This is a genomic window from Streptomyces albidochromogenes (assembly GCF_005981925.1).
GTDB lineage: Bacteria > Actinomycetota > Actinomycetes > Streptomycetales > Streptomycetaceae > Streptomyces > Streptomyces albidochromogenes.
The window spans coordinates 1-19,861 of record NZ_VBVX01000112.1 but is presented as its reverse complement, the minus strand read 5'-3'; the positions used below and the strand labels follow the sequence as shown (position 1 = coordinate 19,861).

General features: G+C 71.6%; 15 protein-coding genes and 1 pseudogene. 10 read left to right on the top strand and 6 right to left on the bottom strand.

Annotation, left to right across the window (positions count from 1 at the left end; translation table 11 throughout):
• A pseudogene (locus E2E34_RS16625) lies at positions 1-386 on the bottom strand (lipid-transfer protein); the annotation flags it as partial.
• A gap of 95 nt (positions 387-481) precedes the next feature.
• On the opposite strand from E2E34_RS16625, the gene E2E34_RS16620 reads away from it, so the two are divergent.
• Positions 482-2,071 carry a FadD3 family acyl-CoA ligase gene (locus E2E34_RS16620; protein ID WP_138902695.1) on the top strand — a complete coding sequence of 530 codons (1,590 nt, stop codon included), beginning with the start codon at positions 482-484 and terminating at the stop codon, positions 2,069-2,071.
• Between the two features lie 90 nt (positions 2,072-2,161).
• Here the strand turns inward: E2E34_RS16620 and E2E34_RS35465 are convergent, their stop codons facing one another.
• Both E2E34_RS35465 and afsR read right to left on the bottom strand, forming a co-directional pair.
• Positions 2,162-2,326: a hypothetical protein gene (locus E2E34_RS35465; RefSeq protein WP_167518298.1), complete on the bottom strand. Its 165-nt coding sequence runs from the start codon at positions 2,324-2,326 to the stop codon at positions 2,162-2,164.
• A gap of 221 nt (positions 2,327-2,547) precedes the next feature.
• Positions 2,548-5,622: an SARP-family global regulator AfsR gene (gene afsR, locus E2E34_RS16615; RefSeq protein ID WP_244315792.1), complete on the bottom strand. Its 3,075-nt coding sequence runs from the start codon at positions 5,620-5,622 to the stop codon at positions 2,548-2,550.
• 168 nt (positions 5,623-5,790) lie between these two features.
• On the opposite strand from afsR, the gene E2E34_RS16610 reads away from it, so the two are divergent.
• Together E2E34_RS16610 and E2E34_RS16605 are read left to right on the top strand one after the other, a co-directional pair.
• Positions 5,791-7,011, top strand: a complete 1,221-nt coding sequence (locus E2E34_RS16610; RefSeq protein ID WP_138902694.1) for an amidohydrolase family protein — start codon at positions 5,791-5,793, stop codon at positions 7,009-7,011.
• Positions 7,012-7,113: 102 nt separating this feature from the next.
• Complete coding sequence (locus E2E34_RS16605) at positions 7,114-7,533, top strand: PaaI family thioesterase (RefSeq protein WP_138902693.1); 420 nt, start codon at positions 7,114-7,116, stop codon at positions 7,531-7,533.
• A 19-nt stretch (positions 7,534-7,552) separates the two neighbouring features.
• On the opposite strand, the gene E2E34_RS16600 is transcribed toward E2E34_RS16605, so the two are convergent.
• Together E2E34_RS16600 and E2E34_RS16595 are read right to left on the bottom strand one after the other, a co-directional pair.
• A complete protein-coding gene (locus tag E2E34_RS16600; RefSeq protein WP_138902692.1) occupies positions 7,553-8,404 on the bottom strand; it encodes a helix-turn-helix domain-containing protein in 852 nt (283 codons plus the stop codon).
• A gap of 13 nt (positions 8,405-8,417) precedes the next feature.
• Positions 8,418-9,170: a DUF6879 family protein gene (locus E2E34_RS16595; RefSeq protein ID WP_138902691.1), complete on the bottom strand. Its 753-nt coding sequence runs from the start codon at positions 9,168-9,170 to the stop codon at positions 8,418-8,420.
• A gap of 283 nt (positions 9,171-9,453) precedes the next feature.
• Between E2E34_RS16595 and E2E34_RS16590 the strand changes: the two genes are divergently transcribed.
• From E2E34_RS16590 to E2E34_RS16560, 7 genes are all read left to right on the top strand, one after another.
• On the top strand, positions 9,454-9,936 hold the full coding sequence (locus E2E34_RS16590; protein WP_138902690.1) for an ATP-binding protein: 483 nt from the start codon (positions 9,454-9,456) through the stop codon (positions 9,934-9,936).
• A gap of 69 nt (positions 9,937-10,005) precedes the next feature.
• Complete coding sequence (locus E2E34_RS16585; RefSeq protein WP_138902689.1) at positions 10,006-10,953, top strand: LLM class F420-dependent oxidoreductase; 948 nt, start codon at positions 10,006-10,008, stop codon at positions 10,951-10,953.
• 15 nt (positions 10,954-10,968) lie between these two features.
• On the top strand, positions 10,969-11,754 hold the full coding sequence (locus tag E2E34_RS16580) for an SDR family NAD(P)-dependent oxidoreductase (protein WP_138902688.1): 786 nt from the start codon (positions 10,969-10,971) through the stop codon (positions 11,752-11,754).
• 94 nt (positions 11,755-11,848) lie between these two features.
• Positions 11,849-12,979 carry an LLM class flavin-dependent oxidoreductase gene (locus E2E34_RS16575; protein WP_138902687.1) on the top strand — a complete coding sequence of 377 codons (1,131 nt, stop codon included), beginning with the start codon at positions 11,849-11,851 and terminating at the stop codon, positions 12,977-12,979.
• Positions 12,980-13,099: 120 nt separating this feature from the next.
• Positions 13,100-14,839, top strand: coding sequence for an N-acyl-D-amino-acid deacylase family protein (locus E2E34_RS16570; RefSeq protein ID WP_138902686.1), 1,740 nt, complete (start codon positions 13,100-13,102; stop codon positions 14,837-14,839).
• A complete protein-coding gene (locus E2E34_RS16565; protein WP_138902685.1) occupies positions 14,836-16,308 on the top strand; it encodes an aldehyde dehydrogenase family protein in 1,473 nt (490 codons plus the stop codon). The genes E2E34_RS16570 and E2E34_RS16565 overlap by 4 nt, the downstream gene beginning before the upstream one ends.
• Positions 16,309-16,534: 226 nt before the next feature.
• Positions 16,535-18,103, top strand: a complete 1,569-nt coding sequence (locus E2E34_RS16560; RefSeq protein WP_138902684.1) for an APC family permease — start codon at positions 16,535-16,537, stop codon at positions 18,101-18,103.
• Between the two features lie 160 nt (positions 18,104-18,263).
• Here the strand turns inward: E2E34_RS16560 and E2E34_RS16555 are convergent, their stop codons facing one another.
• Complete coding sequence (locus E2E34_RS16555; protein ID WP_425573446.1) at positions 18,264-19,757, bottom strand: CehA/McbA family metallohydrolase; 1,494 nt, start codon at positions 19,755-19,757, stop codon at positions 18,264-18,266.
• Between the last annotated feature and the right edge of the window lie 104 nt (positions 19,758-19,861).

Genomic DNA, 19,861 nt, shown 5'->3' with positions numbered 1-19,861 from the left:
GTGGGAAGCTGCGCGGTGGTGTTCTTCCAGGGCCGGGGCCCCGAGCCGCGCTTGCGCGAGCGCCACGCGACGCCGACACTCGCCTGGCCGGTGGCTATGGCGGCGGCGAGGTGGGCGACGGTGGCGCAGGAACCGCCGCCCCCGAAGCCGGCCTTGGAGAAGAAGGTGAGGTCGCCGGCGCCGATGGACTTCGCCACCTCGACCTCGTCGGTCTCCTCCATCGTGTACGAGGCGAGGGCGTCGACCTCGGAGGGGGCGATGCCGGCGTCGTCGAGGGCGGCCAGAACGGCCCGGCAGGCCAGGGTCTTCTCGGACTCGGGCAGGCGCTTGGCGAAAGGCGTCTGTCCCGTGCCGACTATCGCTGTCGCGTCCTTGAGCGTCGCCACGTGGGGGCACCTCCGCGGGGGTCGTGACTGCTGACAGCGCGTCAGGCTACAGCTAATCTGACGGTTAGTCAGCTAGCAGCGTGGGAGGGGTTGCCATGAGCGACGCGGCGGACAGTGGCGCGGCGGACAGCGTGGACGCCGGGTGGCGCAGCATCCCGGAGCTGGTGCGCGGCGCGGCCGAGCGGTACGGACAGCGGGAGGCCGTGGTCGAGGGCCGCACCCGCGTCTCGTACGCCGAACTCGGCGAGCGCGTCGAACGGGCGGCGGCGGCCTGCATGGCCTGCGGCGTCGAGCCCGGCGACCGGGTGGCGGTCTGGGCGCCCAACACGCTCGACTGGATCGTGTCCGCCCTCGGCGCGGTCACGGCCGGCGCGGTCCTCGTACCGCTGAACACCCGCTTCAAGGGCACGGAGGCGGCCGACGTCCTCGCCCGCAGCCGGACCAGGCTCCTGTTCATCACCGGCACCTTCCTCGGCACGTCGTACGTCGCCTCCCTGCGCCGGGCGGACGTCGAGCTGCCGCACCTGGAACACGTGGTGGTCCTCGCGGACGGGGCGCCCGACGAGTACCGCACCTGGAAGGACTTCCTGGCGGCCGGCGAGGGGGTCTCCTCGGCGGAGGTGCGGGCGCGGGCGGCGTCGGTCGCGGGGAGCGACCCGTCGGACATCGTCTACACGTCGGGAACGACCGGCCGCCCCAAGGGCGCCGTGATCACCCACGAGCAGACGCTGCGCGGCTACGCGATCTGGTCCGACCTGGCCGGTCTGCGCGAGGGCGACCGCTACCTGATCGTGAACCCCTTCTTCCACACCTTCGGCTACAAGGCGGGCGTCATCGCCTGCCTGATGCGCGGGGCGACGATGATCCCGCAACCGGTCTTCAACGTGGACACGGTCCTGGCGAACATCGCCGCGGAGCGCGTTTCCGTCCTCCCGGGCCCGCCCACCCTGCACCAGTCGCTCCTGGACCACCCGCTGCGGGACGCGCACCACCTGTCCGCGCTGCGCCTGGTCGTGACGGGCGCCGCGGTGGTGCCGCTGCGCCTGGTCGAGCGCCTTCGCTCGGAGCTGCGCATCCCCACGGTCCTCACGGCGTACGGCCTCTCCGAGGCGTCGGGCATCGTGACGATGTGCCGCCGGGGCGACGCCCCGGAGACGATCGCGTCGACCTCGGGCCGGGCGATCCCCGGCACCGAGGTCCGCGTCCGGGCCGAACCCGGCGCTCCGGGAGAGGTCCTGGTCCGGGGCTTCAACGTCATGCGCGGCTACTTCGAGGACCCGGCCGGGACGGCCGCCGCGATCACGCCGGACGGCTGGCTGCGTACGGGCGATGTCGGCGTCTTGGACGAGGCCGGCAACCTGCGCATCACCGACCGGATCAAGGACATGTTCATCGTCGGCGGTTTCAACGCCTACCCGGCGGAGATCGAGCAGCTGCTGGGCCTGCACCCGGACGTGGCGGACGTCGCGGTGATCGGCATACCGGACGCGCGGCTGGGCGAGGTCGGCAAGGCGTACGCGGTCCGCCGCCCCGCGTCCACCCTGACCGCGGACGACCTGATCGCCTGGTCGCGGCGGGAGATGGCGAACTACAAGGTCCCCCGAGAGGTCGAGTTCGTCACAGAACTCCCGCGCAACGCCGGCGGCAAGGTCCTGAAGACGCAACTGCGGGAGCGGGGCCGCTGAACCGCGGCCCCGCTCGCCCTCCCCGGACACGACAGCGGCCGCGGTGGCTCCCCCTCCGGGCCACCGCGGCCGTCCCCCGTCAGTGAGGTCTCAGTTGACCGGCTCGCTCGACATGTGGTCGTCCAGCGGCTTCGCGACGCCCTTGTCGGCACCGGACATGTGGTCGTCCAGCGGCTTCAGGATGTCCTCTTCGGTACCGGACATGTGGTCGTCCAGTGGCTTGGGGCTGCCGGTCGGCTGCTTCGTGTCGCTCATCGTCGCTCCAAGGTGTGTCGGCGAAACGGTCGAGTAAGCCCGCCCGGCAACTCCCCCGAGGGTCGCCGGACGGGCTTGGGACCGTACAACTTAGTTGGCCGGTCCTGCGCCGATCCGTCTGCCCCCCGACGCGGCGGATCGATGAGTACGACAGTGGCGGGTCGCGATAAACGAACGATGAACGCCTTGGTAGGGGCCGTCCGGCGCACCCTCCGGGACGGCTACGCCGCGTTCACCGCCGACAGCAGCGACCGGACTTCACCGGCCTCCGGGGAGCCCAGCCCTTCGAAGATGGCCAGCGCCTCGCCCCAGCAGGCCCGGCTCCGGTCCACCTGCCCCAGGTGGTCGAGCGCCTTGCCGAGCACGGTCAGGACCGTGCCGCGACGCCACTCGCCGCCGATGCCGCGCAGGGCGATCGCCTGCTCGGCATGGGCGGCCGCCAGGGTCGGCCGATGCGCGGCGAGGTGTACTTCGGCGAGCCTGAAGTGGGTCACCCCCTCCCACAGGGGCTGCCGGTTCTCGTGGAAGATCCCCAGGGCGTAGGTGAGCTGGTCGAGCGCCTCACCGAACTGGCCCGCCTGAGTCAGGGCCAGGCCCAGCGCGTAACGCCCGTTCGCCAGACGCAGTGTGAGGCCCTGCCGGTCGTAGATCTCGACGCCCTGCTTGGCCAGCTCCACCGCGCTGGTGGTGCGGCCCATCGCCAGGTGGGCACGCGACAGGTTGCAGAGCGCGCTGGCCTCGCTCGGCCGGTTCCCGTCGGCGCGGAAGTTGTCTATGGCCAGGCCGAGGTACCTCTCCGCCTCGCTGTAGCGCTTCTGGTAGATCGCGATGAATCCCCTGATGTTGGGCGCGTAGCCGCCCGGGATGGGGTCGTCGTCCGCCAGGGCCATCGCGGCCTCTGCCTCGGCCTCCGCCTGGTCGAAGCGGCCGGCGATGTGGAACACGTGCGTCAGGGCGGTGCGCGCACGCCCCTCCGCCCGGAGGTTCCCCGTCCGCCGGGCCGCGCCGAGCACCAGGTGCGCGGCGTGTTCGTACCGCCGGAAGTTCGCACCGGACTCGGAGAGGTCCTTGGCCGCCAGCAGAAGGTCCACGGCCCGCTGTACGGACGCGGCGTCCGTGGACTGCTGGGCGCAGGCGAGGATGCACTCGGCCTCGGTGTGGAGCCAGTCGAGCGCCTCACGGCGGTCGCCGAACGGCAGGCCGGCTCGCCCCGTCGGCTCCAGGTGGTTTACCAGCCGGTCACCCGGCCGCTCCAGCGCGTACACCGCCGCCGCCGTCGCCAGGTAGAAGTCGAGGAGGCGCGACAGCGCCCGGTCCCGTTCCGCCGGGGGCTGCTCGTCGCGTTCCGCGCACGCACGCGCGTAGAGGCGGACCAGGTCGTGGTAGCGGTAGCGGCCGGGGGCCGCCGACTCCAGGAGGGACGTGTCGACCAGCGACTCCAGCAGATCCTCGGTCTCGCGCAGCGGCTGGTCCAGTACGGCCGCCGCCGCCGCGAGGGAGAGGTCGGGGCCGTCCGCGAGGCCCAGGAGGCGGAACGCGCGCGCCTGCGGCGGCTCCAGCTGGCCGTAGCCCAGCTCGAACGTCGCCTTGACCGCCAGGTCGCCCGCCTGGAGCTCGTCAAGGCGGCGGCGTTCGTCCGCCAGCTTCGCCGCCAGCACGGAGACCGTCCAGGTCCGGCGGGCGGCCAGCCGGGAGGCCGCGATACGGATGGCCAGGGGAAGGAAACCGCAGGCGCCCACGACGTCGAGGGCCGCCTCGCGCTCGGACGCGACCCGCTCCTCGCCCACGATCCTCGTGAAGAGCCGCAGCGCCTCCTCGGGGGACATCACGTCCAGGTCGACCAGGTGCGCCCCCGCCAGGTCCACCATCCGCACCCGGCTCGTCACCAGCGCCGCGCAGCCCGTCGTGCCGGGCAGCAGCGGGCGGATCTGGGAGGCGTCCCGGGCGTTGTCGAGCAGGACCAGGATGCGGCGGCCGTCGAGGGTCGAGCGGTACAGGGCCGCGCGTTCGTCCAGGGTGTCGGGGATGGCGGTGTCCGGCGTGCCCAGGGCCCGCAGGAACGCGCCCAGGACCGTTTCCGGCTCCGCCGCCCGCGACCCCGCGCCCTGGAGGTCCACGTACAGCTGGCCGTCGGGGAAGTGGGAGCGGGCCGCGTGCGCCACGTGCACCGCCAGCGTCGTCTTGCCCACGCCGCCGATGCCGGCCAGGGCCGAGACGGCCATGACGCCGCCCTCCGTCCGGGCCAGGCGGTCTCCCAGCTCCCGTACGAACGCCGCCCGGCCGGTGAAGTCCGGGACGGTGGCCGGGAGCTGCGCCGGGCGGACGAGCGCCGGGGCGGCCGACGGCGCCGGTTCCACCGGGCGGGCCAGGTCCGCGTCCGCCTCCAGGATGCGCTGCTGGAGGTGGGCGAGCTCCGGGCGCGGGTCCACGCCCAGCTCGTCGGCGAGGAGGCGGCGCGTGTCGGCGTACACCGCCAGGGCCTCCGCCTGCCGCCCGCTGCGGTAGAGGGCCAGCATCAGCAGCTCGCGCAGGCGCTCGCGCAGCGGGTGCGCCGCCGTCAGCGCCGTGAGCTCCGCGATCGCCTCCGCGTGGCAGCCGACCTCCAGGTCCAGGTCGAGACGGGTCTCGGTGAGCTGGAGCCGCCACTCCTCCAGCCGCGCCCGCTGGTTCTCGGCGTACGGGCCGGGCACCGAGGCGAGCGGTTCGCCGTCCCACAGGCCGAGCGCCTTGTTGATCAGCGTGCGGGCCTGGCAGCGGTCGCCGGACGCCCGGGACTTCTCCGCGTCGGCGGCCAGGTCCTGGGCGACGGTCAGGTCGAGGGTGTCCGCACCCGCCCGGATCGCGTACCCGCCGGACTCGCTGACCAGCACCCCCGGGTCCAGCGCCTTGCGCAGCCGGGAGGCGTACGTCCGTACCGCGGCCAGTGCCTGGGACGGTGGTTCCTCGCCCCAGATGCCGTCGATCAGCTCGGCCGCGGTGGCGGTGCGGCCGTCCCGCAGCAGCAGGGCGGCGAGCAGGGCGCGTTGCTGCGGCGAGCCGGTGTTGAGCGATTCGCCGCCGCGCCAGGCGCGGACCGGACCGAGCACGCTGAAACGCACGGCCTCGGGGGCCCGGCACTCCCCCTGGTCGTCGTCCCGCCGCTGCCCCGGCTGCTCCCGCCGTCCTCGCTGCTCGTGGCGGTCCGGCCGCTCCCGCCGTTCGCGCTGCTCCTGACGTCTGTCGTGCCGGGTGCCTTCGTCGGGCCGCGGACCGGGTACCGGAGTCCGCTGCTCCGGTACCCGAGGTACGCCGTCCATCGCACTCCCCCTGCCGTCGCTGCCGCCTGCGGTCTGCCCTACCGCCCAGTCGCAACAGCCAGTTTGCCTTGTCCATGCCGAATGCGTCAGCACCGGAAGGTGCCTACCCATTACCCACCCAAGGCCCACCAGCTGACGGATCGTCAGATGAACGCTACCTTGGATCGTATGGAGACCTTCCCGAAGATCATCTCGGTGGACGACCACACGGTGGAGCCCCCTCACGTCTGGCGGGACCGGCTCCCGTCCAAGTACCGGGACTCCGGCCCTCGCATCGTCCGCGCCCCCCTGAAGGAAATGACCTTCCTGGGCGGCAAGTTCGCCCCTGTCATGGGTGCGAAGGGCGACGACGGCCCGATCGGCGACTGGTGGGTGTACGAGGATCTGCACCGTCCCCTGACCAGGCTCGACACGGCCGTCGGTTACGACAGGGACGAGATCAAACTCGAAGTGATCACGTACGAGCAGATGCGGCCCGGGTCCTTCTCCGTCCCCGACCGCCTCGCCGACATGGACGTCAACCACGTCCAGTCGGCCCTCTGCTTCCCCACCTTCCCGCGCTTCTGCGGCCAGACGTTCACCGAGGCCAAGGACCGCGAACTGGGGCTGCTCGGCGTCCGGGCGTACAACGACTGGATGGTGGAGGAGTGGTGCGGTCCGGACGCCGGCGGCCGCCTCGTACCGCTCACCCTCATCCCGCTCTGGGACGCCGAACTCGCCGCCGCCGAGGTCCGCAGGAACGCGGCACGAGGCGTCCGCGCGGTCGCGTTCTCCGAGATACCCCCGCACCTGGGCCTGCCGTCCGTCCACACCGACGCGTGGGACCCCTTCCTGCGCGCGTGCGACGAGACCGGCACGGTCGTCGCGATGCACATCGGCTCCTCCAGCCGGATGCCGTCGACCTCCGCCGACGCACCACCGGCCGTCGGCTCGACGATCACCTTCGCGAACTGCTGCTTCTCGATGGTCGACTGGCTGATGAGCGGCAAGTTCGAACGCTTCCCGAACCTCAAGGTCATGTACGCCGAGGGGCAGATCGGCTGGATCCCGTACATCCTGGAGCGCGCGGATGTGGTGTGGGAGGAGAACCGGGGCTGGGGCGGCGTCGCCGAGAAGGTGCTGCGCCCGCCGTCCGAGCTCTTCGCCGAGCACGTCTACGGCTGCTTCTTCGACGACGCGTTCGGCCTGCGCAACCTCGACGCCATCGGGGTCGGCAACGTCCTGTACGAGACCGACTACCCGCACTCCGACTCCACCTGGCCCAGGTCCCGCGAGGTCGGCGAGGAGCAGATGGGCCACCTGGACCCGGACGTGGTGGACCGGATCGTACGGCGCAACGCGATCGAGCTGCTCGGCCTCACCGACGAGGGGCTGTGGGCAGGGCCGTGATCCGCTGACGGCGGGGCCGTCAGCCGGTGGACGCCGGGCCGTCCCCCCGCCACCTGCGGCCGGCCTCTGGTGGCGGGCGCGGCCGCGCGGGATCATCTCCGCATGACGCCGACCCTGACCCTCGCCGAAGCCGAGAAGATCCTCGCCGACAACTTCGCCCCCTGGGTGCTCGACCTGGGGCTCACCGTCGTCGAGACCGGCGAGCGCCACGCCGTACTGCGGCTGCCCTGGTCGGACCGGCTGGCCCGGGAGGGCGGCGGGCTGTCCGGCCAGGCGCTGATGGCCGCCGCCGACACCGCGACCGTCATCGCCGTGTCCGCGGCCCGGGGCGCGTTCGTACCCATGACCACCGTCCAGCAGTCGACGTCCTTCCAGCGCGCGGTCGTCGGCGCGGACGTCCTGCTCGACGCGCGCGTCACCAAGCTGGGCAAACGCATGGCGTTCGCCGACATCACCATGACCGCCACCGGCTCGGACGACCCGGCGGCCCGCGCCTCGGCGGTCTACGCCCTGCTGGGGTGAGCGCGCCCACGGGCCGCCGTCAGGTGGCGTCCAGGGCGCGCCGCGCGCGGGCGATCACCGCGTGCGCGTCGGCGCCGTACACGGCGGATTCGCTCAGGGCGGTCCACACCTTGGAGTAGACGGCGATGCTCGCGGCGTCGTCGATCCAGAGCTCGGCGTGCCAGTCCTCCACGATGGCCAGGCGGTCGTCGAAGATCCAGAACCCGTTGGCGGGTGGAATCCGCAAGGAGGCGGAGAAGGGGACGATGCCGAGTTCGACGGTGTCCAGCCCGATGACTCCAGCCAGCCTGTCGAGCTGCGCGGCAAGCACGGAGGGCGGGCAGACCTGGGCATGCAGCGCCGCTTCCCACATGACGATGCGGTACTTCGTGCCGGGCCGGTACAGGCTCTCCTGCCATCGCAGCCGCGCTCGTACGGCGTCCTCGGTGTCGCGGGGCGACTGCTGCAGTTCGGAGTACCGGCTGAAGATGTTCCGGGCGTAGTCGGCGGTCTGCAGGGCGCCGACAATCATGGAGTTCTCCCAGGCGCGGAACGTCGTGGAACGCGCGAACTCGGTACTGATCGCGTCCTGCACGGCGCGGTGTCCGGAAGCCAGTTGCCGCCGCCACGACCGGATGTGGGATTCGAGGCCGGCCAGCCGGGCGAGCAGCTCTTCGGCCGCCTCCGGGTGGCCCGTTCCCCCGGCCCACGCGCGCAGATCCTCGACGGTGGCGGTCTGCCGTCCGTTCTCCAGCTTGCTGATCTTGGAATGCGGCCACCCGAGGGCCCGCGCCAGCCGGGCCCCGGTGAGCCGACCTCCAGGGGAAGATTCACGCAGCTCCCGAAGACGCACTCCGAGGGCGGCGCGAGCTTGTTGGAAGTCGGTGCTCACCAGGTCTCTCTCGCTACGTCGAGGCGGTCACTGTGGCCGCGAACCTTTCGTACGGTACGGCGTAGTGCCAGGCCGCATCGCGTACTTGAGCGTACCGATTGACCGTTGCGGGCTCAGTGATCAGTTCTACGTCGACCAGGTTGTCGGAATCGTCGAAGCGGAGCAGGGCGACGAGCCGTGAGTCGATGAGCCAGAAGTCCTCTTCGGGCAGGTTCAGCCGTTCCGCGTCGGCGCGCCGCAGATTGCGGATGTCCTCGCCCACGGACGAATTCCTCTTGGCGTTGTCGAGGAGGTACAGCTGGCCGGGCGTCGGTGGGTCGTCGACCACGCGGACCCGCTCGAACCGCTTGCCCAGAGCCGTCTGCTCCCGACGCTCGGCGCACCACTCCGGGTTGGCGCCGTCCCACACCACGGGCTCGCCGCGCAGGAACTGGGCATAGGTGTCGGAGACTTCGTCGGATGCGTACCGGCGCCGTGTCTCAAGCCGCCATGCAGTGTGCTTGAACGAGGTGAAGAGCTTGTCGAACTCGTCAAGGCCGATGATGTCGGGCACTCGGTCCGCCTCCTTGGGGCCGAAATCGATCAGAAGCTCTCGTGGTACGACGATCGCCGTCTCCCCTGCGGATAAGTGCCGCAGCTGAGCTGTGTCGTCGGGATCCGTGAGCGGTGGGCCGTGGACGATGATGTCCCCCGTGTCGAGGTCCTCGTGGATCGACGGACATCCGTTCACGCCACTGCCTGTTCCGTTGAAGCGCAACCGCCTCATAGGGGTGTCCTTTCGCTCGGTAGTCGGCCCACTGCTCAGCATCGCGGGATCCGGGGTGTCGCGGTGCGCCTTGTCGCCGACCTTGTGCGAAAGATCGAGAAAGCATGCGCACCTTTCGGGAAACCCCGAGAAACTTTCGCGCCGGTGTCACGTGGCTGTCCGTAACGTCCCGTCTCGACCGGCGTAGGCAGCGCGCCGCCCCCGTGCCGGCTGAGACGGACGGGCCCGGCGCGCGTATGAGTCGTATCGGGGTTGCCGAGTGGAACAACCGAGTGAGGCCGTGATGACGGATCCGGGGCAGGGTGTGTACGCACCCGTCGTGCGGGAGTGGTCCGCCGGATACCCCATGGCGGCCGGCGCCGTGCGTCTGACCCGCATACACACCCGTCGGCAGCTGACCCTGTGGGCGTGGCCGGGTGACGTGCAGGACGCCGTGCTGATCGTCTCCGAACTGGTCACCAACGCCCTCCACCACGGCCGCAAGCCCGGCCACGAGCTGTGGGTGCGGCTCGCGGTGCTGGAGGACGGGGCGCTGCTGGTCGACGTGTCGGATCCCGTCGAGGCGTTCCCCCGGTTCGGTGCGTGGGTGGAGCCGGGGGACGGCGAGGAGCGCGGGCGGGGGCTGTGGGTCGTGCGGGACCTCGGCGGGGAGATCACCTGGTTCCTCCGCCGGCACTGCGGCAAGACCGTCCGCGTACGGCTGGCGCCCGGTGGACCGGTGCCGCGACAGGGGTGGGGCGGCGGGGCGCCCCCGCCTCTTGTCTGATGAACCGTCAGGTATGACGATGGCCTTGCCGTCGGACAGTGACGGACCGTCAGCTCCGGAGGGGTTCTCATGGCACGGGTTCTGCCCGCAGGGCGGCTGTCGTACGGGATGCAGCTCCCGGTCCAGTCGCAGAGCACCATCTACGCGGAGACGTGGGAGTCGGAGGCCGGGCCCCGGGAACTGGCCGAGGTGGCCCGGGTCGCGGACCGGTCGGGCTTCGCCTACATCGCGAGCTGCGACCACGTGGCCGTTCCGCAGCGGCTGGCGGGGGCCATGAGCACCGTCTGGTACGACCCGGTCGCCACGCTCGCCTTCCTCGCCGCCGTCACCGAGCGCGTACGGCTGCTGAGCCACGTGGCCGTCGTCGGGCTGCGGCACCCGCTGGTCACGGCCAAGCAGTACGCGACGCTCGACCACCTGAGCGGCGGCCGCCTGGTCCTCGGGGTGGGCGCCGGGCACGTGCCGGAGGAGTTCGACGCGCTCGGGGCGGACTTCGCCGGGCGGGGCGGCGTACTGGACGAGACGATCGACGCGCTGCGGGCGGCCCTCGGGGAGGAGGAGTACCCGGAGTTCGCCGGCGAACGGTTTTCGTTCAGCGGGCTCGGGCAGCGGCCCCGGCCCGCGCAGCGGCAGGTGCCGGTGTGGGTCGGCGGCTCGTCGCCGGCGGCCGTGCGCCGGGCGGCGGTGCGGGGGGACGGATGGCTGCCGCAGGGCGACCCGCGCGACCGCCTGCCGGCGCAGATCGCGAAGCTGCGGCGTACCCGGGCGGAGGCGGGGGTCACCGCGCCGATCGAGATCGGCGCGATCACCGAGCCGCTGTACGTCGGCGAACCGTCCTGGGACGTCGGGCGGCGCACGCTGTCCGGGAAGCCCGCCCACCTCGCCGAGTCGCTGCGCGCCTACCGGGCGATGGGCGTCGACCAGATCCAGGTGCGCTTCCGCAACAGGAGCCTGCGCGAACTGACCGATCAGATGGCGGCCTTCGGCGGCGAGGTCGCCCCGCACCTCAATGACTGAAGGAGTGGGGTCCCCATGGGAAAGCTGGACGGGCGCGTGGTTCTCATCACCGGCGCGGCGCGCGGGCAGGGCGAGCAGGAGGCGCGGCTCTTCGTCGCGGAGGGCGCGAAGGTGGTCCTCACCGACGTACTGGACGACCGGGGCGAGGCGCTCGCGAAGGAGCTGGGGGAGGGCTCGGCGGTGTACGTCCCTCTCGATGTGCGCCAGGAGGCCGACTGGATCGCGGCCGTGGCCGCCGCGAAGAGGGCGTTCGGCAAGATCGACGGGTTGGTCAACAACGCGGGGATCCTGCGGTTCAACGAGCTGGTGAACACGCCGCTGGAGGAGTTCCAGCAGGTGGTGCAGGTCAACCAGGTCGGCGCGTTCCTGGGGATCAGGACGGTGGCGCCCGAGATCGAGGCGGCGGGCGGCGGGACGATCGTGAACACGGCGTCGTACACGGCTCTCACCGGCATGGCCTTCGTCGGCGCGTACGCCGCCACCAAGCACGCCGTCCTCGGGCTGACCCGGGTCGCGGCCGTGGAGCTGGCGGCGAAGAAGATCCGCGTCAACGCGGTGTGCCCGGGGGCCGTGGACACCCCCATGACGAACCCGGCGGCGCTGGACCCGGCGGCCGACCCGGTGGCGTCCGGGGCGGCGGTGGACGAGCTCTACCGGAAGCTCGTGCCGATGGGGCGCATCGGGCGGCCGCAGGAGGTGGCGGCGCTGGCGCTGTTCCTGACGGGCGACGACTCCTCGTACATCACGGGGCAGCCGTTCGTCATCGACGGCGGGTGGCTGGCGGGCGTCAGCCTTTTCTGACGATGTATCAGCTATTGACGCCCCTGGGGGGCGGTGGAACAGTCGTGTGCATCCGCAACTGACGGTGTGTCAGTTCCTCCGAAGGAGAAGTACCTTGGAATTCGGGCTCTTTGTACAGGGGTACGTGCCGGCCGCGCGTGCCAAGGCCGACCCCGAGGCGGAGCACAAGGCGCTGATCGAGGAGACCGAGTACGTCATCCAGGCGGACAAGTCCGGCTTCAAGTACGCCTGGGCCTCCGAGCACCACTTCCTGGAGGAGTACTCGCACCTCTCCGCGAACGACGTCTTCCTCGGATACCTCGCGCACGCGACGGAACGCATCCACCTCGGCTCGGGCATCTTCAACCCGCTGGCGCCGGTGAACCACCCGGTCAAGGTCGCGGAGAAGGTCGCGATGCTGGACCACCTGTCGCGGGGACGCTTCGAGTTCGGCTCGGGGCGCGGGGCGGGCAGCCACGAGATCCTCGGCTTCATGCCGGGCATCACCGACATGAACCACACCAAGGAGATCTGGGAAGAGACGATCTCCGAGTTCCCCAAGATGTGGCTCCAGGACGAATACGCCGGCTTCCAGGGCAAGCACTGGTCGCTGCCCCCGCGCAAGATCCTCCCCAAGCCGTACGGGAAGGCGCACCCGGCGATGTGGTACGCCGCCGGATCGCCCTCGTCGTACGCCATGGCCGGGAAGAAGGGGCTGGGGGTGCTGGGCTTCAGCGTCCAGAAGGTCTCGGACATGGAGTGGGTCGTCGAGTCGTACAAGAACGCGGTGAAGGAGGCGGAGCCGATCGGCGGCTTCGTCAACGACAACGTCATGGTGACGTCGACGGCGATCTGCGCGGAGACGCACGAGAAGGCGGTCGAGATCGCGGTGGGCGGCGGACTGAACTACCTCCAGTCGCTGCTCTTCCGCTACCACGACACGTTCCCCCGGCCGGAGGGCATCCCGGAGTGGCCGGAGCTGCTGCCGGAGTACACGACGGAGATCGTCGAACTGCTCATCGCCGAGGAGCTGATGATCTGCGGGGACCCCGACGAGGTGTTCCGCCAGTGCAAGCGGTGGGAGCAGGCGGGAGCGGACCAGCTGTCGTTCGGGCTGCCGATCGGGGTGTCGCCCGAGGACACGATGACGACGATCAAGCTGATCGGCGAGCACGTCATCCCGAAGATCGACACGGACCCGGTGCACCGGACGACCCGCTTCCGCCAGGAGACCCCCGCGTCCTGACCCCGGCGGTCCGCAGCGCGGGCCCGGGGCGGAGCCCCGGGCCGGGGCGGGCGGGGCAGTCCCGCGCAGCGGCCCGCCCGCCCCGGACGACCAGCCCCCACTCCTCCCGAAGGGACCGCCATGCTCGACCACCTCATCCGCGGAGCCACCGTCGTGGACGGCACCGGCGCCCCCGCGTACGTCGCCGACGTGGGCCTGCGCGAAGGGCGCATCGCCGTCATCGCCGCCCCCGGGACCGTCGACGAGCCCGCCCGTACCACCGAGGACGCCGAAGGGCTGGTCCTCGCCCCCGGCTTCGTCGACCCCCACACCCACTACGACGCCCAGCTCTTCTGGGACCCGTACGCCACCCCGTCCCTCAACCACGGTGTCACCACCGTCGTCGGCGGCAACTGCGGCTTCACCCTCGCGCCGCTGCACCCCGACCGTCCCGAGGACGCCGACTACACGCGCCGCATGATGTCCAAGGTCGAGGGCATGTCCCTGGTCGCCCTCGAAGAGGGCGCCCCCTGGAACTGGCACACCTTCGGCGAGTACCTCGACGCCCTCGACGGCCGCATCGCCGTGAACGCCGGCTTCATGGTCGGCCACTGCGCGCTGCGCCGCCACGTCATGGGCGCGGACGCCGTCGGCGGGCAGCCGACCGAGCGGCAGCTGGCGCACATGGTCCAGCTCCTCCACGACGCGATGGACGCCGGCGCGTGGGGGCTGTCCACCACCCAGTCGTCCACCCACTCCGACGGGGACGGGCAGCCCGTCGCCTCCCGGCACGCCACGCCCGCCGAGCTGATCGCGCTCTCCCGCGCGGTCGGCGAGCACGAGGGCACCCAGCTGGAGGCGATCGTCGCCGGCTGCCTCGACCAGTTCACCGACGACGAGATCGACCTGTTCGTCGACATGACCACCGCCGCCGGCCGTCCCCTCAACTGGAACGTGCTGACCATCGACGCGGCCGTCCCCGAGCGCGTCCCGCGCCAGTTGCGCGCGAGCGAACGCGCCCGGCGGACCGGCGGCCGGATCGTCGCCCTCACCATGCCGATCCTCACCCCGATGAACATGTCCCTCGGCACGTTCTGCGCCCTCAACCTCATCCCCGGCTGGGGCGACATCCTCGGCCTGCCCGTCCCCGAGCGCATCGAGAAGCTGCGCGACGCGGACGTACGCGCCGAAATGCTCCGCCGCGCCGACAGCAAGGAGGCCGGCGTCTTCCGCCGCCTCGCCGACTTCGAGCGGTACGTCATCGGCGACACGTACTCCGAAGCCAACGAGGGCCTGAGCGGGCGCGTCGTGCGCGACATCGCCGCCGAACGCGGGCAGGACCCCTTCCACTGCCTCGTCGAGATCTGCGCCAACGACCTGCTGCGGACCGTGCTGTGGCCGATGCCGTCCGACAACGACCCCGCCAGCTGGGAACTGCGGCAGCGCACCTGGCAGCACGAGGACGTCCTGCTCGGCGGTTCCGACGCCGGGGCGCACCTGGACCGGATGTGCGGGGCGCCGTACACGACGCGCTTCATCGGCGACTGCCTGCGCGGACGGGGCCTCGTGCCGCTGGAGCGGGCCGTGCGGATGCTCACCGACGACCCCGCCCAGCTGTTCGGGCTGCGCGAGCGCGGACGTATAGAGGAGGGCTTCCACGCGGACCTGGTCCTCTTCGACCCCGAGCGGATCGCGGCGGGACCGGCCACCCTGGTGCACGACCTGCCGGGCGACAGCCCCCGGCTCGACGCGAAGGCGATCGGCGTCGTGTCCGTACGCGTCAACGGCGTCGAGACGATACGGGACGACCAGGTCACCGGGGCGGTGCCGGGCACGGTGCTGCGCTCGGGCCGGGACACGAGGACGGTGGCGACCAAATGAGCCCGCACCGGGAGCCGCCCGGCCGGCTGTTCATCGGCGGCGCGTGGACCGAGCCCGACGACGGGCACTACGAGGTGATCGACCCGGCCACCGAGGAGGTGGTGGGGCAGGCCCCCGAGGCGAGCCGCGCGCAGGTGTACGCCGCCGCCTCCGCCGCCTCGGCCGCCTTCCCGGCCTGGTCGCGCACGGCCCCCGAGGAGCGAGCCGCGATCCTCGACCGGGCCGCGGACCTGATCCAGCGTGACGCCGCCGCGCACGCGGACGTCGCCCGCGCCGAGACCGGCGCCACGGCGGCGACCGCGCTCGGTATGCAGGTCGCCGTCGCCGCCGCCCGCTTCCGGCGGTACGCGCGCGGGGCGCTGGAGCCCGTGGAGACGGGGCTGCCGCCGCAGGTCAACCCGGCGGGGCCGATGGGCAGGGCGGGGGTCTTCGGCGCGCTCGCGGTGCGCCAGCCGGTGGGCGTCGTCACCTGCGTCACGTCGTACAACAACCCGTGGGCCAACGCGGCGGGCAAGGTCGCGCCCGCGCTCGCCATGGGCAACACCGTCGTCGTGAAGCCGGCGCCCCAGGACCCCCTGTCCGTGTACCGGATGGCGGCGGCGCTGGCGGAGGCCGGAGTGCCGCCGGGGGTCGTGAACGTCGTGACCGGTTCGTCGCCCGCCGCGGGCGAGGCCGCCGTCGACGCGCCGGAGGTCGACATGGTCAGCTTCACCGGGTCGACGGCGGTCGGGCAGCGCATCGCGGAGGTCTGCGGGCGCGGCATGAAGCGCCAGCTCATGGAGCTGGGCGGGAAGGGCGCGGCGGTCGTGTTCGACGACGCCGACCTCGACGCGGCCGTACGGGGCATCGGCACGACCTTCTCCTTCTACAGCGGGCAGATCTGTACGGCGCCCACGCGCGTGATCGTCCAGCGGGCGGTCCACGACCGGCTCGTCGAGAAGCTGAGGGCGTACGCCGGTTTCCTGAAGGTCGGCGATCCCGGCGCCCCGGACACCGTCGTCGGCCCGGTGATCTCCGCCGCCCACCGCGACCGCGTCGAGGCGTACGTGGAGCTGGGCCGCAAGGAGGGAGCCCGGCTGGTCGCGGGCGGCGACAGGCCGTCGTACGACAAGGGCTTCTACGTCGCCCCCACCCTCTTCGCGGACTGCACGAACGACATGCGGGTGGTCCGCGAGGAGATCTTCGGCCCCGTCGTCGTGGTCGTGCCCTTCGACGGGGGCGAGGAGGAGGCCGTCGCGCTCGCCAACGACAGCGACTACGGGCTCATCGACTACGTCTGGTCGGCAGATGTGGCCCGGGCCTTCAGGGTGGCGCGCCGGCTGCGCGCGGGCGGGGTCGGGGTGAACACCGTGGGACGCAACATGGAGGCGCCGTTCGGCGGCTTCAAGAAGAGCGGAGTGGGGCGGGACGTGGGCTCGTACGCGCTGCACGCGTACAGCGAGACGCAGGCGATCGTCTGGAGTGGATGAGCCCTCCGAAAAGACGTACGGGAAACTTTGGAATCGGGCAAAACGGACGGGGTTGCGGTTTCCGCAGCTCGGAAGTTTCCTTCCCCGCCTGGAAAAGATCGCGCCGACCTCGTCCGTAACCTTCAATCCTCAACCAGCACGCCATGCGACCCCATCGATTGCAAGGATCTTTGAGGCGGAGTCCGGTGCTCCGGATGTGGAAAACGCACCGGTTAACGTCCCGTTCATGACTCAGGTGGATATGCGGCCCCAGGCCGGAGACACGGTAAGGGGCGTCCACGCCCCGGACGGCGCAGGCGTACGCGACAAGGGCCTCAACAGCAAATCTGTCGGCCTCGTGGGCAGCGCCGTCATCGGCATCTCCACGGTCGCCCCCGTCTACTGCCTGACCTCGACCCTCGGCTCGACCGCCGGCGAGGTCGGCCTCCAGATGCCCGCCGTCTTCCTGGCCGGCTTCCTGCCGATGCTGCTGGTCGCGTTCGCGTACCGCGAGCTCAACCGCGTCATGCCGGACTGCGGCACCTCCTTCACCTGGACGGTGAAGGCGTTCGGGCCGCGCGTCGGCTGGATGTGCGGCTGGGGCCTGGTGATCGCCACGATCATCGTGCTCTCGAACCTCGCGGGCGTCGCCACCTCGTACTTCTGGCTGCTCGCCGGCCAGCTCACGGGCAACGACGCGATCAGCGCCCTGGACGACAACAAAGCCGTCCACATCCTCACGTGCCTCATCCTCATCGCCATCGCCACGGCGATCAGCTACCGGGGCATGACCGCCACCAAGGGCGTGCAGTACGCCCTGGTCGGCCTCCAGCTCGTGGTGCTCGCCATCTTCGTGGCCATGGCCTTCCAGAAGGCCGGCAGCGGCTCCTTCGACACGGGCCTCGACTTCTCTTGGTCCTGGATGAACCCCTTCGCCGTCCAGTCCTTCGCCGCCTTCACGGCCGGCCTCTCCCTGTCGATCTTCATGTACTGGGGATGGGACGCCTGCCTGACCGCCAACGAGGAGACCACCGGCAGCGAGAAGACCCCCGGCCGCGCCGCCCTCATCGCGATGGTCGTCCTGGTCGCCTCCTACCTGGCCACCGGCGTCGCCGCCCAGATGGCCGTCGGCTCCGGCGACAAGGGCCTCGGCCTGGCAAACCCGGAGAACTCCGACAACGTCTTCGCCGTGCTCGGTGAGCCCGTCATGGGCCTGATCCTCGGCATCTTCCTGTCCCTCGCGGTGTTCGCCTCCGCGGCGGCCAGCCTCCAGACCACGTTCATCCCGGTCGCCCGCACGGTCCTGGCCATGTCCGCGTACGAAGCCCTCCCGGCGTCGTTCCGCAAGGTCCACCCGCGCTTCAAGTCCCCGGGCCGCGCGACGGTCATCGCGGGCATCAGCACCGGCGTCTTCTACTCGGTCATGACGCTCCTCAGCGAGAACGTCCTGATCGACACGATCTACGCACTCGGCCTGATGATCTGCTTCTACTACTCGATCACCGCGTTCGCCTGTGCCTGGTACTTCCGCCACGAGCTGCTGTGCTCGACGCGCGACTTCGTCTACAAGGGCCTGTGCCCGGTCCTCGGCGGCGTCCTGCTGACGGCGGTCTTCGGCAAGACGCTGTACGACATGTGGGACCCGGCGTACGGCAGCGGATCCGCCGTCGGCGGCGTCGGCTCCGTCTTCATCATCGCCGTCGGACTGTTGCTGCTCGGCGTGGTCCTGATGCTGGTGATGCAGCGCCGCAGCCCGGCGTTCTTCCGCGGCGAGGTGCTGACGAAGGAGACGCCGGCGCTGGTCGTCGAGGACTGACCGGCCGGGTACTACGACGACAGACCTGAGTCCTGAGGGGGCCGGGGAAGCCGAAGAGGCTTTCCCGGCCCTTTCGTCGTGTGAGCGCTTCTGTAGCGGGCGACGCGTGTTCGGTCCTGCTCGCGCGTTGTCCCGGGCGTGCGTTGTCCCGGGCGTGCGTTCAGCGCCGGACGGTCCCCAGGAAGACGGGATTGGTCAGGGCTGCCAGTGCCCCCGGCAGGCCCGGGACCTGCGGGGCGTGGCGGACCTCGGCGCGCACGTAGCTCGCGTACCGGGGCGTCGTACGCCACTCCACCGCACCCGCGCCGGACTCCGGCAGCGGCTCGGTGTGGAGCGTGCCCTGGTCGGTGACGAAGTGGGCTGTGCACCCCGGGGCGCCGGCGACCTCCAGCCGTACGGTGACCGGGGCCCCGTCCGCGACGTCCAGCCGCTCCCCGATGCCGGCGTGGCGACCGCGCCCGCCGGTGGCGCCGAACGTGAGCGACACCGCCGAGGACTCCGCGACGTACGAGCGGCCGGCGCGGATGCCGTCGAGGACGGCGTCACGGGTCAGGTCCTCGGCCAGTACCACCGTCTGCGGCGTACCGACGAGCTGCGGCTCGCGGTGGGCGTCGCTGCTGCCCATGGCCGGGGTCCAGCCGCGCCCGGCGGTGGCCAGGGCGCTGTCCCAGGAGGCGAGGGCGATCTCGTCGTCAGGGGTGTACGGCCCGTTCCAGACCTCCACGGCGTCGGCGTCCCCGAACCCGAACTTCCAGTTGCATCCGATGCAGGTGGCGTGCGGATGCGCGGGGACGACCAGCCCGCCCGCGCGCCGGATCTCGCGGGCGAAGTGCCCGAAACGGTTGTCGCGGGCGCGGTAGCGCCAGTCCACGAAGGTGCCGGGTTCGGTGCCGACGGCGACGACGTGGCCGTTGCGGGTGGTGACCTCCTCGCCGGTGAGGATCAGCAGCTCGCCGTCGGGGCGGGAACCCCACAGGCCCTCCCAGGCGCTGTGCGCCGCGTGGGTGTTGTGCTCGCTGGTGTTGATGAAGTCGAGCCCCGCGGCACGGGCGGCCGCGGCGATCTCGGCGGGCGTGCGCTTGCCGTCGGAGTACACGGAATGGAGGTGGCAGTCCCCCCGGTACCAGGCACGGCCCCGCCCCCTGGCGCGCTCGGGGGGATAGACGGGGGCGGGCGTCCGGCCGGACGCGCCGTACCGGAGCGTGACGGTCACCGTGTACGGCAGTCCGTCGGGGGCGGTCGTGTAGGGCCCCAGCGCGATGTTCCAGGTGCCCGCACGGACGGGACCCGCGAGATAGCCGGGCGTCGCGGCGTCCGCGCGGATGAAGAACTCCGACCGCGCCCCGCCGGACCAGCCACGGAAGCCGCGCCCGCCGAGGGCGGTGCCGCGCTCGTCGAAGATGCCGATGTCGAGGGCGTTGCCCTGGGTGCCGGGGGGAACGGGAGGTTTCTCGTACGTGTACGAGACGGCCAGCTCGCGCACTCCGCGCGGTACTTCGACCGGCAGGTAGACGTAGTCGGGCGACCCCGGCGGAAGGGTGCCCCGTACGGTCCTGCTCTCCTCGCCGCCGGGGGGCGCGGCATTCGCGAAGCTCACGCTGCCCAAGGTAAACGCGGCGGCGGCGCCGGTCACGAACAGCCCGCGCCGGCCGATGGGCCTGTCGGACCCGCTGGTGGTCGGTTCGCTGGTCGGTTCGCTGGCCGGTTCGCTGGCCGGTCGTCGTCCGGTCATGTCGGCATCTCCGGGGGGAGGGGGAG